Annotated in this window: 19 protein-coding genes; 11 read left to right on the top strand and 8 right to left on the bottom strand. The window is 70.6% G+C overall.

The features are described from left to right. A partial coding sequence (locus ACWDS7_RS38400) for an FAD-dependent oxidoreductase (RefSeq protein ID WP_451933256.1) occupies positions 1–804 on the top strand: 804 nt, incomplete at its 5' end. A gap of 150 nt (positions 805–954) precedes the next feature. Here the strand turns inward: ACWDS7_RS38400 and ACWDS7_RS38395 are convergent. Continuing rightward, positions 955–2,067 (bottom strand): ABC transporter substrate-binding protein, encoded by a 1,113-nt coding sequence (locus ACWDS7_RS38395; protein WP_451933255.1) that lies wholly within the window; start codon positions 2,065–2,067, stop codon positions 955–957. 347 nt (positions 2,068–2,414) lie between these two features. Further along, the gene (locus tag ACWDS7_RS38390; RefSeq protein ID WP_451933254.1) at positions 2,415–3,302 is read right to left on the bottom strand and encodes an NAD(P)-dependent oxidoreductase; all 888 of its coding nucleotides are present in this window, start codon (positions 3,300–3,302) and stop codon (positions 2,415–2,417) included. An 88-nt stretch (positions 3,303–3,390) separates the two neighbouring features. On the opposite strand from ACWDS7_RS38390, the gene ACWDS7_RS38385 reads away from it, so the two are divergent. Continuing rightward, positions 3,391–3,702: a winged helix-turn-helix transcriptional regulator gene (locus ACWDS7_RS38385; RefSeq protein ID WP_451933253.1), complete on the top strand. Its 312-nt coding sequence runs from the start codon at positions 3,391–3,393 to the stop codon at positions 3,700–3,702. Between the two features lie 192 nt (positions 3,703–3,894). On the opposite strand, the gene ACWDS7_RS38380 is transcribed toward ACWDS7_RS38385, so the two are convergent. After that, positions 3,895–4,488 (bottom strand): TetR/AcrR family transcriptional regulator, encoded by a 594-nt coding sequence (locus ACWDS7_RS38380; RefSeq protein WP_306870254.1) that lies wholly within the window; start codon positions 4,486–4,488, stop codon positions 3,895–3,897. 98 nt (positions 4,489–4,586) lie between these two features. Between ACWDS7_RS38380 and ACWDS7_RS38375 the strand changes: the two genes are divergently transcribed. The 3 genes from ACWDS7_RS38375 to ACWDS7_RS38365 all read left to right on the top strand — a co-directional run bounded on the left by ACWDS7_RS38375 (position 4,587) and on the right by ACWDS7_RS38365 (position 6,103). After that, positions 4,587–5,564 (top strand): NADP-dependent oxidoreductase, encoded by a 978-nt coding sequence (locus tag ACWDS7_RS38375; protein WP_451933252.1) that lies wholly within the window; start codon positions 4,587–4,589, stop codon positions 5,562–5,564. Positions 5,565–5,693: 129 nt separating this feature from the next. Further along, positions 5,694–5,816 carry a hypothetical protein gene (locus ACWDS7_RS38370; RefSeq protein ID WP_451933251.1) on the top strand — a complete coding sequence of 41 codons (123 nt, stop codon included), beginning with the start codon at positions 5,694–5,696 and terminating at the stop codon, positions 5,814–5,816. Beyond that, positions 5,807–6,103, top strand: coding sequence for a VOC family protein (locus ACWDS7_RS38365; RefSeq protein ID WP_451933250.1), 297 nt, complete (start codon positions 5,807–5,809; stop codon positions 6,101–6,103). Before ACWDS7_RS38370 ends, ACWDS7_RS38365 begins: the two co-directional genes overlap by 10 nt. A gap of 84 nt (positions 6,104–6,187) precedes the next feature. Here the strand turns inward: ACWDS7_RS38365 and ACWDS7_RS38360 are convergent, their stop codons facing one another. After that, positions 6,188–7,051: an SAM-dependent methyltransferase gene (locus tag ACWDS7_RS38360; protein WP_451933249.1), complete on the bottom strand. Its 864-nt coding sequence runs from the start codon at positions 7,049–7,051 to the stop codon at positions 6,188–6,190. Positions 7,052–7,193: 142 nt separating this feature from the next. On the opposite strand from ACWDS7_RS38360, the gene ACWDS7_RS38355 reads away from it, so the two are divergent. After that, the gene (locus ACWDS7_RS38355) at positions 7,194–7,769 is read left to right on the top strand and encodes a helix-turn-helix domain-containing protein (protein ID WP_306870247.1); all 576 of its coding nucleotides are present in this window, start codon (positions 7,194–7,196) and stop codon (positions 7,767–7,769) included. A gap of 357 nt (positions 7,770–8,126) precedes the next feature. After that, on the top strand, positions 8,127–8,612 hold the full coding sequence (locus ACWDS7_RS38350) for an FBP domain-containing protein (RefSeq protein WP_451933248.1): 486 nt from the start codon (positions 8,127–8,129) through the stop codon (positions 8,610–8,612). A 90-nt stretch (positions 8,613–8,702) separates the two neighbouring features. Here the strand turns inward: ACWDS7_RS38350 and ACWDS7_RS38345 are convergent, their stop codons facing one another. Together ACWDS7_RS38345 and ACWDS7_RS38340 are read right to left on the bottom strand one after the other, a co-directional pair. Then, positions 8,703–8,900 (bottom strand): 2-dehydropantoate 2-reductase N-terminal domain-containing protein, encoded by a 198-nt coding sequence (locus ACWDS7_RS38345; RefSeq protein ID WP_451933247.1) that lies wholly within the window; start codon positions 8,898–8,900, stop codon positions 8,703–8,705. 107 nt (positions 8,901–9,007) lie between these two features. Then, positions 9,008–9,982 (bottom strand): quinone oxidoreductase family protein, encoded by a 975-nt coding sequence (locus ACWDS7_RS38340; RefSeq protein WP_451933246.1) that lies wholly within the window; start codon positions 9,980–9,982, stop codon positions 9,008–9,010. A gap of 88 nt (positions 9,983–10,070) precedes the next feature. On the opposite strand from ACWDS7_RS38340, the gene ACWDS7_RS38335 reads away from it, so the two are divergent. The 4 genes from ACWDS7_RS38335 to ACWDS7_RS38320 all read left to right on the top strand — a co-directional run bounded on the left by ACWDS7_RS38335 (position 10,071) and on the right by ACWDS7_RS38320 (position 12,819). Next, a complete protein-coding gene (locus tag ACWDS7_RS38335) occupies positions 10,071–10,385 on the top strand; it encodes an ArsR/SmtB family transcription factor (protein ID WP_306870234.1) in 315 nt (104 codons plus the stop codon). A 386-nt stretch (positions 10,386–10,771) separates the two neighbouring features. Beyond that, entirely contained in the window at positions 10,772–12,076 is a 1,305-nt protein-coding gene (locus ACWDS7_RS38330) for an alpha/beta hydrolase (RefSeq protein ID WP_451933245.1), read from the top strand. A gap of 70 nt (positions 12,077–12,146) precedes the next feature. Beyond that, entirely contained in the window at positions 12,147–12,413 is a 267-nt protein-coding gene (locus ACWDS7_RS38325; RefSeq protein ID WP_451933244.1) for a hypothetical protein, read from the top strand. A gap of 52 nt (positions 12,414–12,465) precedes the next feature. Then, positions 12,466–12,819 (top strand): helix-turn-helix domain-containing protein, encoded by a 354-nt coding sequence (locus ACWDS7_RS38320; RefSeq protein ID WP_451933243.1) that lies wholly within the window; start codon positions 12,466–12,468, stop codon positions 12,817–12,819. A 683-nt stretch (positions 12,820–13,502) separates the two neighbouring features. On the opposite strand, the gene ACWDS7_RS38315 is transcribed toward ACWDS7_RS38320, so the two are convergent. After that, on the bottom strand, positions 13,503–13,631 hold the full coding sequence (locus ACWDS7_RS38315) for a hypothetical protein (protein ID WP_451933242.1): 129 nt from the start codon (positions 13,629–13,631) through the stop codon (positions 13,503–13,505). Between the two features lie 13 nt (positions 13,632–13,644). Further along, on the bottom strand, positions 13,645–14,247 hold the full coding sequence (locus ACWDS7_RS38310) for a hypothetical protein (RefSeq protein ID WP_451933241.1): 603 nt from the start codon (positions 14,245–14,247) through the stop codon (positions 13,645–13,647). Positions 14,248–14,344 lie beyond the last annotated feature (97 nt).

The following is a 14,344-nucleotide window of genomic DNA, read 5'->3' as shown; positions in this document are numbered from 1 at the left end:
CCCGACGACGACCCCCTGCTGATGGACGCCGACCAGCGGCACAGCGAGGGGGACCTCAACCTGTGGACCTTCCGCCGGATCGCCGCCCGCCGCAACTTCGTCACCGGCGCCTACGCCAGCGACATCACGCTGGTCAACTGGCCGATGATCGATTACATGGAGGGGCCGGTCATCGACGTTCCGGACGCCGACCGGCACCTGGCGGCGGCGCGTGAGCTGTCCCGCTCGGTCCTGTACTGGCTGCAGACCGAGGCACCCCGCTCCGACGGCGGCGCCGGCTTCCCCGGCCTGCGGCTGCGCGGCGACGTGACCGGCTCGGCCGACGGCCTGGCCCAGGCCCCCTACATCCGGGAGTCACGGCGGATCCGCGCCCTGTACACCGTCACCGAGCAGGACCTGTCGCTGGCCGTACGCGGCGACAAGGGCGCCGTCGGCTACGACGACTCGGTCGGCATCGGCATGTACCGCATCGACCTGCACCCCTCCACCGGGGGCGACAACTACATCGACGTGGGCTGCTCGCCGTTCGAGATCCCGCTCGGCGCGCTGATCCCGGAGCGGATGACCAACCTCCTGCCCGCCGCCAAGAACATCGGCACCACCCACATCACCAACGGCGCCTACCGGCTGCACCCGGTGGAGTGGAACGCCGGCGAGGCCGCCGGCGCGCTGGCGGCCTTCTGCCTGGACAACGGGATCGCACCGCACGCCGTACGGGAGAAGGAGGAACTGCTCGCCGACTTCCAGCAGAGGCTCGCCCAGGACGGTGTCGAGCTGCGCTGGCCTCGGGTGGCCGGCTACTAGTGGGCAAGGGGCCGGGACGCGGCCGTGCTGGTCACAGCCACTCATTGATGGCTGTGACCAGCACGGTCACAACAGACCCTAAGTATTAACGCGTAGACCGGTAGACAGCCTCAAATTCCGACAGATCTGGACAATCGGACCTCCGTGCTCTCAGCCGGCATGAAGGATCCGAAAGCGATCGGGTTCCGCCGGATCTCGATCAACGACCTGGATCGGCGGCCAAGCCCATTGCCAGACGCTGATGCCTGGCGTGCGGGAGAACTGGATCTGCCCGCGGGTGCCTTCGACTGCGACGCTCGGCCAGGACTCGGCCATGCGCGCCCGGTCCGCGCCGTGAGAACGCAGCACGTCGGCGAGGACGGTGACCGCGTCATAGCCCTCGAACGCGACGAAGGAGGGCGCTCCGCCCAGCCGCTCGCGCAGGGCCGTCTCGACCCGTGCGCCGAGCGGGCTGAGGCGCTCGGGCAGGTAGCGCAGGAACGGGATCGCGGCGCCGTCGTCGCCCAGCGACCTCGCCCATTCGGCGAACTCCGGCTGCCCGGCCGGAGCACCGATCATGATCTCACCGAGGCGCTGGTCACCGCGGACAGCCTTGACGATCGGCACTGCCGGCTCCGGGTGGCCGACCAGAAGAAGGAGGGCTGTCGCACGATTGTCGACGAGTTCGTCGCACACGGCCGTGGGGGTGAGCGCGTTCATGTCGAGTTCGATGACGGTGCCGCCGCGTGGAGCGAGGTGGTCCCGCAGGATGCGGGCCCCAGATGCCCAGTAGACACTCGGCTGGGTTGCCACGGCGATCCGACTGTGGCCCGCGCCGAGGAGGAAGTCCGCGTAGATCCGCCAGCCGCGGGACTGCGCCGGGGCGAGGCGCGCGACCCATTCCGTCGGCTGTTCGGTGAGCGCGTCGAGAACCGCTGACGAGCAGAGGAACGGCAGGCCGAGGGCGTCGGCCCGGGCGGCAGCGGCGCGAGCGACGACGCTGTGATACTCCCCCGCCAAGGCGGCCACGCCCAGGCCGGCCAATTCGTCCACGGCCGCCGCGGCCCTCTGTGGATCAGCCGCGGTGTCTCGGACCACCAGTTCGAGTGGCCTTCCGACGATCCCGCCGGCGTCATTGACCTCGCGAACGGCCAGTTCAAGTCCGGCGAGCAAGTGTTGGCCTGCCTCGATCCAGCCAGGCCGGGTCAGCGGAACGAGAGCGCCGATCCGGACGGATGATCCGTCAGTCCGCTCCGCTCCGGATGGCGATGATGGCGTATTCATGCGTTGGCGTCTTCCATGTGACGATTCGGTGGCGGTTTGCCCGGATCGCAGCGTATTGCCCACCGGCAGCGACGGCTCCAGTCGCCCCCTGGCCGCCCGTCGGATCACCACGCCTCCTGGACCATGACCATCTACGATCTTGATTAACTTCCGCGACAGTCCCTGGTCCTGCCGTGAGAGTGAAGCCGGTCACCGTGACCGTTCACCGCCCCGGCGTCCAGGCATTCGGTACCGCCGCCCGGCGCCGGGAGCGCCCCGTACGGCGGAGCCGACGCCGGCGGTGGCGGTGGCGGTGGCGGTGGCGGCGAGCGGCCCTGGGACTCGGCCCCCTCAGGACGCGGGCGGCGTCACCGAGGGTTCAGGATCTCGGTGATCCGGAGGAACCCGTCCGTGCCGTGACCCCGTCCGATGGCGCGGCGTGCCAGACCTTCGGCCGCACGCATCACGCCCGCGTCGATGCCATGGGCCTCGGAGGTGTGGACGATGTGGGCCATGGACGACACCGCCGAGGTGATCGGGTTGCCCTCGCCGGAGAATCCGCCGCTGTCCACTTCCTCCGCGGCCTGCTCGAAGATCGGCGGAAGGATCGCGCCGATGCCCTTGGCGAACGGTGCCAGCTCCCGCGCGGTGATGCCTTCCGCCCTCGCCACGGCCAGTGCGTGCGCGTAGCCCGCCATCGCGGTCCAGAAGATGTCGAGCAGCGCGATGTCGTACGCGGCCGCCCGGCCGACCTCCTCACCGAGGTGGGTGTGGGTGCCCCCCAGCGCGTCCAGCACCGCCCGGTGCTCCCGGTAGATCTCCTCGGGGCCGCTGTGCAGGAACACCGCGGCCGGCGTGCCGATGGTCGTGGTCGGTGTCATGATCGCACCGTCCAGATACCCGATGCCGTGCTCGGCCGCCCAGGCCGCGGCGTTCCGGGCCCGGTCGGGGGTGTCGGCGGTCAGGTTCGCGATCGTGCGCCCCTTGAGCGCGTCGGCGACCGCGTCGCGCCGCACGATGGCGTCCACCGCGTCGTAGTTCACCACGCAGAGCACGGTCAACGCGCTTGCGGCGACCGCCGCTTCGGGTGACGGGACGCCGACCGCGCCCCGCTCGACCAGCTCCCGGTCCCTGCCCGGCGTCCGGTTCCAGACCGTGGTCCGCAGGCCGGCGTCCAGGAAGGCGCCGGCCAGGGCCCGGCCCATCGGCCCCAGGCCGAGCACGGTGACGGCAGACTGTTCGGTGTGCGAGGGCATGCCTCAACTCCTCGATAAGAATGAACAACCGGTGATGAACGGGATGAAGATGACACGCAGCCGTGCCCAGGACCCGAATGTGTGCGGAGTGACGGCTGCGATCGCCGTGATCGACGGCAAGTGGAAGACGGTCTTGCTCTGGCTGCTGGAATCCGGTCCGCACCGCCCCGGCGAGCTGCGCCGGCGGCTGCCGGGCCTCACCGAGAAGGTGCTGACTCACACGCTCCGGGAGATGGAGGCCGACGGACTGGTCCACCGGGAGGTGCACGACGTGCGGCCGCTGAAGACCGTGTACTCCCTGACCGCGTTCGGCCGCGAGCTCTCCGAGGCGTTGGAGCCTCTTTCCGACTGGGGCCACCGCCGCCTGGAGAAGCTGGCCGAGGCCCCGCCGATCTCCTGATGCACCGCCGGCCTCCCCCTCTCACCCGGATCCGATGGCCCTCCGACCGCCCACGACCAAGCTTCGGGCCGGCCAGGCCCACCGACAAGTACCCACAAAAAAGTGGCTACCGCGGGTGGCGCGGGCACCGGTACGGCCCCGGCCGCCGTCCGGTCGGCCGGCGGCCGCCGCCCGGAGCCGGAAGGACGCCGCTCAGCCGGTGGGAGCCGGGTGGGCGAGGCCGTCCATGATCAGTGCGAACAGGTGGTCGCGGCGGGCGGCGATCGTCGGGGTCTGGTCGGCGATCCACGAGACGGCGCCGACCAGCGCGAACAGATCGAGGCCGTCCACGTCCGGCCGGACGGCGCCCGCGTCCTGGGCGCGCCGCAGCAGTCGCGCCCCGGCGGCGCGCATCGCGCCGCAGGAGGCGTGCAGCGGCGAGGACTCGTCGTCGATCGTGGCCATCATCGAAGTGGCGAGACCCCGGTAGGCGGCGGTCCCGGAGGTGAAGGCACGCAGCCACTCGGCCAGCGCCTCGGCCGGCGGCCGGTCCGCCTCCAGCGCGGCGGCGTGTCCGGCCAGGTGGTCGAAGCGCCGGCGCAGGAGGGCCTCCAGCAACTCCTCGCGGGTCGCGAAGTGCCGGTAGAGGGTGCCCATGCCGACCTCCGCGCGCCGCGCGATGTCGCGGAGCGACGCCTGCGCGCCCTGTTCCTCGACGACGGCCCTGGCCACCTCCAGGATGCGCGCGCGGTTGCGCAGCGCGTCGGCGCGGGGTGCCCGCGGACGGACGGGGTCTGTTCCGGTCATGCACGCATTCTGGCCCATTGACAAGCGGAGCGGTGCTCCGTCTAGTATTCGGAGCACTGCTCCGGATATTGCCGGGGCTCCGACGAGGGAGCATCCCCATGCCCGAAACGACGATGATGGCCATCCGCGTCCACACGCAGGGCGGACCCGAGGTCCTCACCTACGAAGAGGTGACCCGCCCCGAGCCCGGACCCGGCGACGTCCTCGTCCGGGTTCACGCCGCCGGCGTGAACCCGCCCGACTGGTACGCGCGCAGCGGCTTCACCTCGATCCCCGAGGAGCTGCGCCCGGAGCTGCGCCTGCCGTGGACGCCCGGCTCCGACGCCTCGGGCGTCGTCGTCGCCGTCGGCGAGGGCGTCACCGAGTTCCGCGAGGGCGACGAGGTCTTCGGCATGATCCGCTTCGGCAACATGAACGACGGCGGCCGGACCTACGCCGAGTACACCACCGCGCCGGTCGCCCACCTGGCGCGCAAGCCGTCCGGCATCGACCACGTGGCGGCCGCCGGGATCCCGATGTCCGGGCTCACCGCCTACCAGAACCTCTTCGGCCACGTCGGCCTCGCGGGCGGGGAACGGGTCCTGGTGAACGGCGCGGCCGGGGGCGTCGGGCACTTCGCGGTCCAGCTCGCCAAGATCCGCGACGCCCATGTCATCGGCGTCGCCTCCACCCGCCACGAGGAGTTCCTGCGCGGGCTCGGCGTGGACGAATACGTCGACCACACCCGCGTCCCGGCCGAGGAGGTTGTGGGCGAGGTGGACCTGCTGATCGACACGGTCGGCGGCCCGGACGGGCACCGCTTCCTGCGGATCCTGAGGCCCGGCGGGACGATCTGCCCGATCTTCTTCGGCGACTACCACCGCGACCGCGCCGCCGAGCTCGGCATCGCCTTCCGGAGCGGCCAGGTCCGCTCGGACGGCGCGGACATGGCCGAGCTGGCCCGCCTCGTCGACGAGGGTCGTCTCCGCGTCGGCGTCGACAGCGTCTTCCCCCTCGCCGAGGCCGCCCAGGCCCACGCCCGTGCCGCCGAGGGACACATCCAAGGCAAGATCGTCCTCCGCGTCGCCGAGTCCTGACCCCGCGGCCCCGGGCCCGGGGCCCGGGGCCCGGGGCCCCGCCACGCCCGCGCCGCACCCGGCGGGACGCGGGGTGCATGTCCGATCCGTTCAAGACAGGCGTGCGGCCGGGTCCGTACCGTTGCGGACATGGCACCTTCGTTCAATCTGATCGGCCTCGTCGTGGCCGACCTGAGCAAGTCCCTGTCCTTCTACCGCCGCCTCGGACTCGACATCCCCCGACGGCCGACACCGAGCCCCACGTGGAGGTGACCCTGCCCGGCGGGCTGCGGCTCGCGTGGGATCGCGTCGACACCATCCGCTCCTTCGACCCGGAGTGGACACCGCCCAGCGGGGACGCGCGGATCAGCCTGGCCTTCGCCTGCGACGGCCCCGCCGAGGTGGACCGGGTCTACGCCGATCTCGTCGAGGCGGGCTACGAGGGGCACAAGGAGCCCTGGGACGCGGTCTGGGGACAGCGCTACGCCCTGGTGCGCGATCCGGACGGCAACGGCGTCGACCTGTTCGCGCCGCTGCCGCCGGCCCCGCCCACCCCCTGAGCCCCGTCCCAGTCCGGGGCCGGCCGCGTCCCCGGACCGGACACCGCGAGGGCCCCGGACGCTCCCGGCCGGAAGGGGGCCCTGCTACGCACCGCCGGACGGGTGTGGGACGCGGCGGACCGCGACGACGGTGTCGGTGACAGTGGCCGTCTCGCCGTTGGGTCCGACGGCCTCTCGCCGGGGGGTGTCGAGGCGTTCGGAGCGGTAGCGGGCGGGGTCGAGGTGGAGGCCGCCGTAGATGTCCTGGGGGGTGGGGAAGTGCGTGTGGGGGTCGGGATTCCAGGCCCACGGGCGTACGGAGCCGTGGTCGACGATGAGGAGCAGGCCGCCGAGGGTGAGGGCGCGTGCGGCCTGGCGCAGGACGTGCTCGCGGGGGAAGTCGAGGGGGCTGTGCAGGTACTGGGCGCTGATGAGGTCGAAGGCGCCGTGGGGGAAGGTGTGGGCCAGGTCGTGCTGCTGGGTGGTGACGCGGTCGGCGACGCCCGCCGCCCGGGCGTGGGCGCGGGTGCGCGCCAGGGCGGTGGCCGAGACGTCGACGGCGATCACCTGCCAGCCCTGGGCGGCCAGATGGACGGCGTCGCCGCCCTCCCCGCTGCCGAGGTCCAGCGCCGTGCCCACCGGCAGGGTTCGGGCGGTTTCGGCGAGCAGGGGATTGGGGTTGCCGCTCCAGACCCTGTCGCGGCCGGCGTAGTGCTTCTCCCAGAAGCGTTCGGCGTCGCCGGCGGGGTCCATGTCCATCGGGTCGCCCATCCGGTCACTCATGTCCATCCGGTCACTCATCCGGTCGTTCATCTCCATCGGGTCACTCATGTCCATCCGGTCGCTCATCCGGTCGTTCGTCTTCATCGGGTCGCGCATCGGGTCGCTCATGTTCATCCGGTCACTCATCCGGTCGTTCGTCTTCATCGGGTCGCGCATCGGGTCGCTCATGTCCATCGGGTCGCGCATCGCGGGCTCCGCCCGGTGCGCCGGCGCCGTGGCCGGCCGGTCGTGGCGGCCGGTCCCGGGCCCGTGCGGGGGGTGCCTGAGGAGAATGAACCCGGGCCCACTCCGCTTGCAATCCTTCATGCCGTTTCAGCAAGATGGGGATATGGCAGAACGTAAGGATGTGCTGACCGCCGTAGGACCGCGCCTGCGGGAGCTGCGCCGGCGGCGCGGCCTGACCCTGGCCGAAATCGCGGAGCGGACCGAGATCTCCGAAAGCACCCTGTCCCGGCTGGAGAGCGGCGGCCGCAGGCCCACCCTGGAACTGCTGCTGCCGCTGGCCGAGATCTACGCCGTCCCGCTGGACGAACTGGTCGGGGCGCCCCGCACCGGTGACCCCCGTGTGCACCTGCACCCGGTGAGGCACAACGGCATGATCTTCGTGCCGCTCAGCCGCCGACCGGGCGGCCTGCAGGCCCACAAGCTCATCATCCCCACCAGGCCGGCCGGTCTGGAGCCGGAGCTGAAGACGCATGAGGGTTTCGAGTGGGTCTACGTCCTGGCCGGCCGGCTGCGGCTGCTGCTCGGGGACCAGAGTCTCGTCCTGGCCCCCGGCGAGGTGGCCGAGTTCGACACCCACGTCCCGCACTGGCTCGGCGCCGAGGGCGACCAGCCGGTGGAGCTGCTCGTGCTGTTCGGCCGCCAGGGCGAGCGGGCCCACCTCAGGGCCCGCACCACCTGACGCGGCGCGCACCCCGCGACCGGGCACCGCGCGGCTCCTCCGCCCCGGCGACCGGGGCGCCCCAGGCGGGTGCCGGCACATCCGGGCTGGGAGCCGTCACGGTGTGCGGCTCGCGCCGGCGTCGCCCGGACCCGCAGCCCGTGCGCGTTCGCGATGCGCGAGTAGAGGCTCGCGTCCTTCACGCCGAATCCGCGCCCGAGCTCCGAGACGGTCACGTTCTCCCTTGGCCGGCTCCGCCGCCGCCTCAGCCGGCCGTTCGACGGTCACTCCGGCACACGCCACCCCTACTTACCTAGAAGTTCTAGGGAAATAGATAATCGTTTGCTGTCTCAGCATACAGGGGATAGCTTTTCAGCTATGAGATCGGTTTCCGAGCATGAGGTCCGTTCCTCTTTCGTCAACTGCACCAAGGGGGAGGCCAGACGCCTTGCCATACCCAGGGACCTGGACGCCCGGCCATGGGACGACCTGGACTTCCTCGGCTGGCAAGACCTCTCCTCCCCCGGCCGCGCCTACCTGATCGCCGAGCACGGCGACCGGCTGGTCGGGGTGGCGCTGCGACGGGCCGCCCCGCACGCCGGACATACACGGCGCAGCATGTGCTCGCTCTGCCTGACCACGCACACCGGCGACGGCGTGTCGCTGATGACCGCCCGCCGTACCGGTGGCAACGGCAACTCCGTGGGCGCCTACATCTGTACCGACCTGGCCTGCTCCCTCTACCTGCGCGGCAAGAAGGACGTCGGGCCCGGCGGGCGGATGCCCGAGTCGCTCACGCTCGAAGAGAAGATCGACAGGACCGCGGCCAACGTGACCGAGTTCCTCCAGAAGGTGATCCAGTGATCGGCGTCCCCATCACCTCCGGCCCCGTGCGCGGCGCGCTGGAGCCGGAGGACGGCTGCCACGCCGCCGGGGCGGGACGAGAGCGTGAGATCAGGGGCCGGTCGCGCCTGTTCTCGCTTCGCGCAGACTCAACACCTCGTACAGGAGGGCGTTGACCGGAGTCGCCGTCCCCGTCCGGGCACCGAGGTGCGCGCCTCCTGCCACAAAGCTGACATCATGCCCGGCGGCCGCGAGGCGGCCACCGAAATAACCGCCGATACCGCCCGCACCGATCACCGCTATCTTCACGGCGTCTCCTTGTTCCATCATCTGTCCACGTCAGGGCTTCACATACGGCGCCACAGCCTCCCCGCTCCATCACCTGGCCCGGGGGTGGCCCGGCTCTCCGGCGCGCTCTAGAAGACCTTCAGCAGCAGCTTGCCGGTGGTGGTCCGGGTCTCGACGAGGCGGTGTGCCTCGGCGGCCTCGGCGAGGGGGAATTCGGCGGTCACGGGCAGCTCCAGCTCACCGGTCGTGACGGGGCGGAAGGCCCGGCCGGCGATGTCGGCCAGCGCCCGCGGATCGGACTTGGCGAGGTTGAGGATGGAGAAGCCGCTCACCGAATGCGCTCCGGTGTACAGCTCGGCCTGGCCCACCTGCCAGGCGGGGCCGCCACCGGCGTTGCCGAAGGAGACGAGGCGCCCGAAGAGGGACAGGCAGCCCAGGGTGCGCAGGAGGGTCTCACCTCCGACCGGATCGAGGGCGAGGTCCACGCCGCGGCCGCCGGTCGCCCGGCGCACGTCCTCGGGGAACCCGTTACCTACGAACACCTCGTCGTAGCCGTACTTCAGCGCCTGCTCCGCCTTCTCGGGGCTGGAGACCACGCCGTACACCGCGCCCGCGCCGCCGAGCCGGGCCAGCTGGCCGGCGGCCGCGCCGACCCCGCCCGCCGCGCCCTGGACGAGGACGCTCTCACCCGCGCGCAGCCGTCCCACCTCGTGGAGGAGGGCGTGCGCGGTCGGCAGGACGGTGGGCAGGGACGCCCCGGTGCGCAGCGGGACCCCGGCCGGCAGCGGGAAGACGGTGGCCGCGGGGACGGCGACGGTCTCGGCGTAACCACCGCCGTCGACGAACGCGACGACCTCCTGGCCGGGCCGCAGCCCGCTCACCCCCTCGCCGACGGCGCGGACGTGGCCGGACACCTCCAGACCGGGGACGAAGGGAAGGGCGGTCACACGGTAGCCGGCGCCGCGGGCCTTGATGTCGGCGAAGTTGACGCCCGCGTAGGCGACGTCGACGGTCACCTCACCCGGCGCGGGCTCCGGCAGCGCGGTCTCCGCGAGACGCAGCACCTCGGGTCCGCCGAGTTCCTTCACAATGATCGCGCGCATGCCGGGTCGCCCCTCGACTAAAGTGTTCAACGAAAATCGAATACTCGGAGTGTACGATCCGGATCGAACACTTGGCAAGGAGAGTGCCTTGAGCCACCGGCCCGCGCCCCAGCACGTCCACCCCGACGACGTGTCCGTCCTGACCGCGCTCACCGCGCTCGCCGACCCGGTCCGCCTCCAGCTCGTCCGCGAGCTGGCCGCCTCCGAGGACTGGTCACGCTCCTGCAGCACCTTCGACGTGCCCGTCGGCAAGCCCGCGCTCAGCCATCACTTCGCGGTGCTGCGCTCGGCCGGGCTCATCGAGCAGCGCGACGCCGGCCCCAGGCGCGTCAACCGGCTGCGCCGGGCGGAGTTCGACCGGCGCTTCCCGGGGCTGCTGGACCTGACGCTGCGCGAGGAGTGACCCGGCGCGGCGGGGGCGCGGCCACCGCCGACCCGATGGCGGCGGGGTGGGCCACGAGGGTTTCGAGACATAGATCGCCGCGTCGGGCACGGCGGCCCCGCCGGCTGGTTGTCATGTCCGTTCCGTGACGAGGTCATGGGTCCTCGGTGACGCGGTCTCTGGTCCGGAGATCCCTGGTTCGGCAGAGTCGACGACACAGGCCGAACGATCACTGAAGAGGACCCCCGATGCGAAACCTTGCGAGACTGTCAGCCGTCGGAGCATCCACCGCCGTCCTCGCCGCAGGGCTCGTGGCCCCCGCGCAGGCGGCGGCCACCTCCTGGGGCGCCTGCCCCGCAGGGCCCGGTGTCGACGCGCGGCAGGAATGTGCCACCCTTCAGGTCCCAATGGACTACCGGGCGTCCGGCGGGCCGACGATCTCGCTGGCGGTGTCGCGGATCAGGACCGCCAAGCCCGCGCTGCGCCGTGGCGTGCTGCTGATCATCCCCGGCGGGCCGGGCAGCCCGGGCCTGAACCGGCCCAGCGTCCAGGTCAAACGGCTGCCGCAGGACGTGCTCGACCGCTACGACATCGTCGGGTTCGACCCACGCGGTGTGGGCCGGAGCTCGCCCGTTTCGTGCGGGTTGGAGACCCGTGATCTCTCGCTCACCAGGCTCAAGCCGTACCCCGGCGCCGACGGCGGCATCGCCGAGAACGTCGCCTGGTCGCGCAGGATCGCCGAGGCCTGCGCCCGCAACGGCGGGCCGCTCATCCGGCACATCAGCACCCGCAACGAGGCCAGGGACATCGACAGGATCCGCCGGGCGCTGGGCGAGCAGAAGATCTCCTACTGGGGCGTCTCCTACGGCACCTACGTGGGCGCCGTCCACGCCACCATGTTCCCCGAGCGCACCGACCGGGCCGTCCTGGACAGCAACGACGACCCCGACCCGCGCCGGGTGGCGCGGCAGTGGCTGGCCAACTACGCCGTCGGCGTGGAAGACCGCTTCCCCGACTTCGCCACCTGGGCGGCGGCCCGTGACGGCGAGTACGGCCTCGGCGCCGACGCGGCGGCGGTCCGCCGCGCCTTCCTCGAGCTCGCGGCCGGACTGGACCGCGAGCCCCGGCCGTGGCCGGGCGCCGACGGCGAGGAGCTGAGCGGCAACCTTCTGCGGGAGACCATGCTCAACGCGCTCTATTCCGACGCGAACTTCCCCATGCTGGCCGGGCTCATGCGGGCCGTCCTGACCTCGGGCGAGCTGCCCCCGCCGAACACGCCGCCGGCGGCCGCCCTGCAGAACACCGCCGCCCACGCCGGCGCCACCATGTGCAACGACGTCGAGTGGCCGAGCTCGGTCGAGCGGCACCGGCGGCAAGTGGCGCGCGACCGGGCCGCCCACCCGCTGACCGCGGGCATGCCGGTCAACATGGGGCCGTGCGCCTTCTGGCCCTTCGAACCCGCCGAGCGGCCCGTGCGGGTCAGCTCGCACGGCCCGGCCAACGTGCTGCTCGTCCAGAACCTGCGTGACCCGTCGACGCCGTACAGCGGCGCGCTGAAGATGCGCCAGGCGTTCGGGCAGCGGGCCCGTATGGTCAGCGTCGACTCAGGCGGCCACGGCGTCTACCTCGCCAACGGCAACGCCTGCGGCGACCAGGCCGTCACCGACTTCCTGACCACCGGGAACCTGCCGCCCCGCGACAAGGACTGCTAGGGCCTGTACGGAGTTCGGATCTCTAGTGCCGCATCAGGCAACGTTTGCCCTGTTGGAGTACGGTCAGCTCATGAACGGCGATGAGCAGCCGGGTCTGGACGAGATCGAGCAGTGTTTCATCGCGGTTCTCGATGGACGGATGAGCCGGGACGAGGCGGACCGCTGGGCATGGCGCTGGGGCGCCGATGATGATCTCGTCTGGGACGACGTGGCGTGGTGGGCGTTGAGCCGTCTGCACGGGATCGACCTGCGCAACGGTCCGAATGAGGACTTCCTGCATGACGACGAGCAGGTACGCCAATGGCTCGAGGAGCTACGGCGCCGTCGAACTGGATGACATGCCTTCGGTCACTGTCGCCAGACAACATGTCGTTCACCAGAATGATCGAGTGGCCGAACGTGTACGGGTCCGGGAGATCGACGACGATGAGGGGCGACGGCTGCTGCGGACCGTCCGCCGCGGTACCGGGTCGGTGGTGACCCGGCGGCGTGCGCAGAGGGTGCTGCTGCCGGCCCAGGGCATGCCCGTGGCGAAGATCGCCGAGGTGACGTTCACCAGCCCCGACCGGGTCCGCGACGTGATCCATAACTTCAACGCCGACGGCTTCGACTCCCTGCAGCCCAAGTACCGGGGCGGACGGCCCAAGACCTTCACCCTGGCCGAGCGCCGCGAGATACCGCGCTGCGCTACTTCGCTCTGGACGGTACCGACCATGCCAGCCACAGGGAGCAGGGCAGCATGATCCGCCGCTACATCATCTGGCGCAACCGCCATGCCGACGACCGGCGCCTACGCGCCGTCGTCGACAGGGCGAACGTTGCCTGATGCGGCACTAGGCTGGCCGGGGCGCCGGCCCACGGTCCGCTCAGTCCGCCCCCTCATTCTGCGCTTGGTTCGAGAAAACCCCGGCTGGGGCTACCGGCGGGTCCACGGAGAGCTCACTGCACTCGGCATCAGGATCGCGCCGTCCACCGTATGGGAGATCCTCAAACAGGCAGGTCTCGATCCGGCGCCCAAGCGAGCGTCCACCACATGGGCCGACTTCCTACGCTCGCAAGCAGACGCCCTACTCGCCCGCGACTTCATCGAGACCATTACTCTCAGCGGACAACGCCAGTACGTCCTGACGGTCATCGAGCACGCCACCAGGCGCGTCCGCGTGTCGCGCACCCGAGTGCAAACTGGGTCATCCAGGCGATAAAGAACTTGGTGATGGACCTGGACGATGCGGGCTGCCGGGCACGCCATCTCATCGGCGATCGAGATGGGAAGTTCCCGCCCCTCATGGACGAGATCCTCTGCCGAAGCCGGCACCAAGACCGTGCTCACCGGCATCCGGACGACGAGACCGGCTCGGCGGAGTCCTTCACGAATACTCGCATGCGGCTTGAACTGCACGGATGGAGTTTCCGGCAGGCGCAGAGCTCATCGCCTGATCAGATCGGTCCCGCAGAAGGAGCCGCACACGAAGGACTTGCTGGTACCGGCGGGACCCGCCGGTACCGCCTCCAGGAGAGCGAAGTGCCGCTTGACGTGCTGGAGAAACTCGTTCACGCGTTCATCGACGTCATGCTTCGTGTGGAATGTGGTACAGGGTTCGCGTTGACGCGAACCAGGCACGGTCGATGAACCGGCCGGTGATCCGTCCTACCATGCACATGTAGCGGTCAAAGGTTTCAGCGTCGCTGATTTCGTCGCTGAGCTCCAGCCCGCTCGCGTACGCCGCGAACTCAGGGACCTCCATCCATCCCCCAGGGGAGGAAGGAGGGAATATCTCTCCACGGTATTCCCTGTCATGAGTGTAGAGAAGCTTGCCGGGATCGGCCTCTTCCACATAATAGGCTTCGAGTACGCGTTGTCCGTCTGCACTCAGCGCCTCTATCAGCCGTGGCGGCACCGTTCCGCCGCTGATGGTGAGAATGGTGGACCAGCCGGCTGAGTGCTCTCCCACCCATACGATCAGTTCTTCCAGGCTGGTTTCGTATGATTGCATGGCTGTTTGAAAGTCACACAATGTGCCGTTCTGGGGATCGACGCCCAGCCGTCGGGCGATCTCGTTGCCGTCTTCCGTGCTTATCCATTGGCAGCTGAACCAGGATTCCAGTCCGTGTTCGACCAGTAGATCCCACTGACTTTCCTCAGGAAGGGCGCGATCGGGTTTCTGCATCATTGACCTCTTGTTGGCTGGCTTGGGGAGAGTGGAGGTGGGGGGGGGGGTGTGGGTGGGGCCCCCCAACGATTATTTATATGTTGTGTGGGGGGGCGGT

It is taken from the genome of Streptosporangium sp. NPDC003464, from assembly GCF_053588315.1.
The sequence above is the reverse complement of the archived record's forward strand: the minus strand, read 5'-3'. Positions and strand labels throughout refer to the sequence as shown.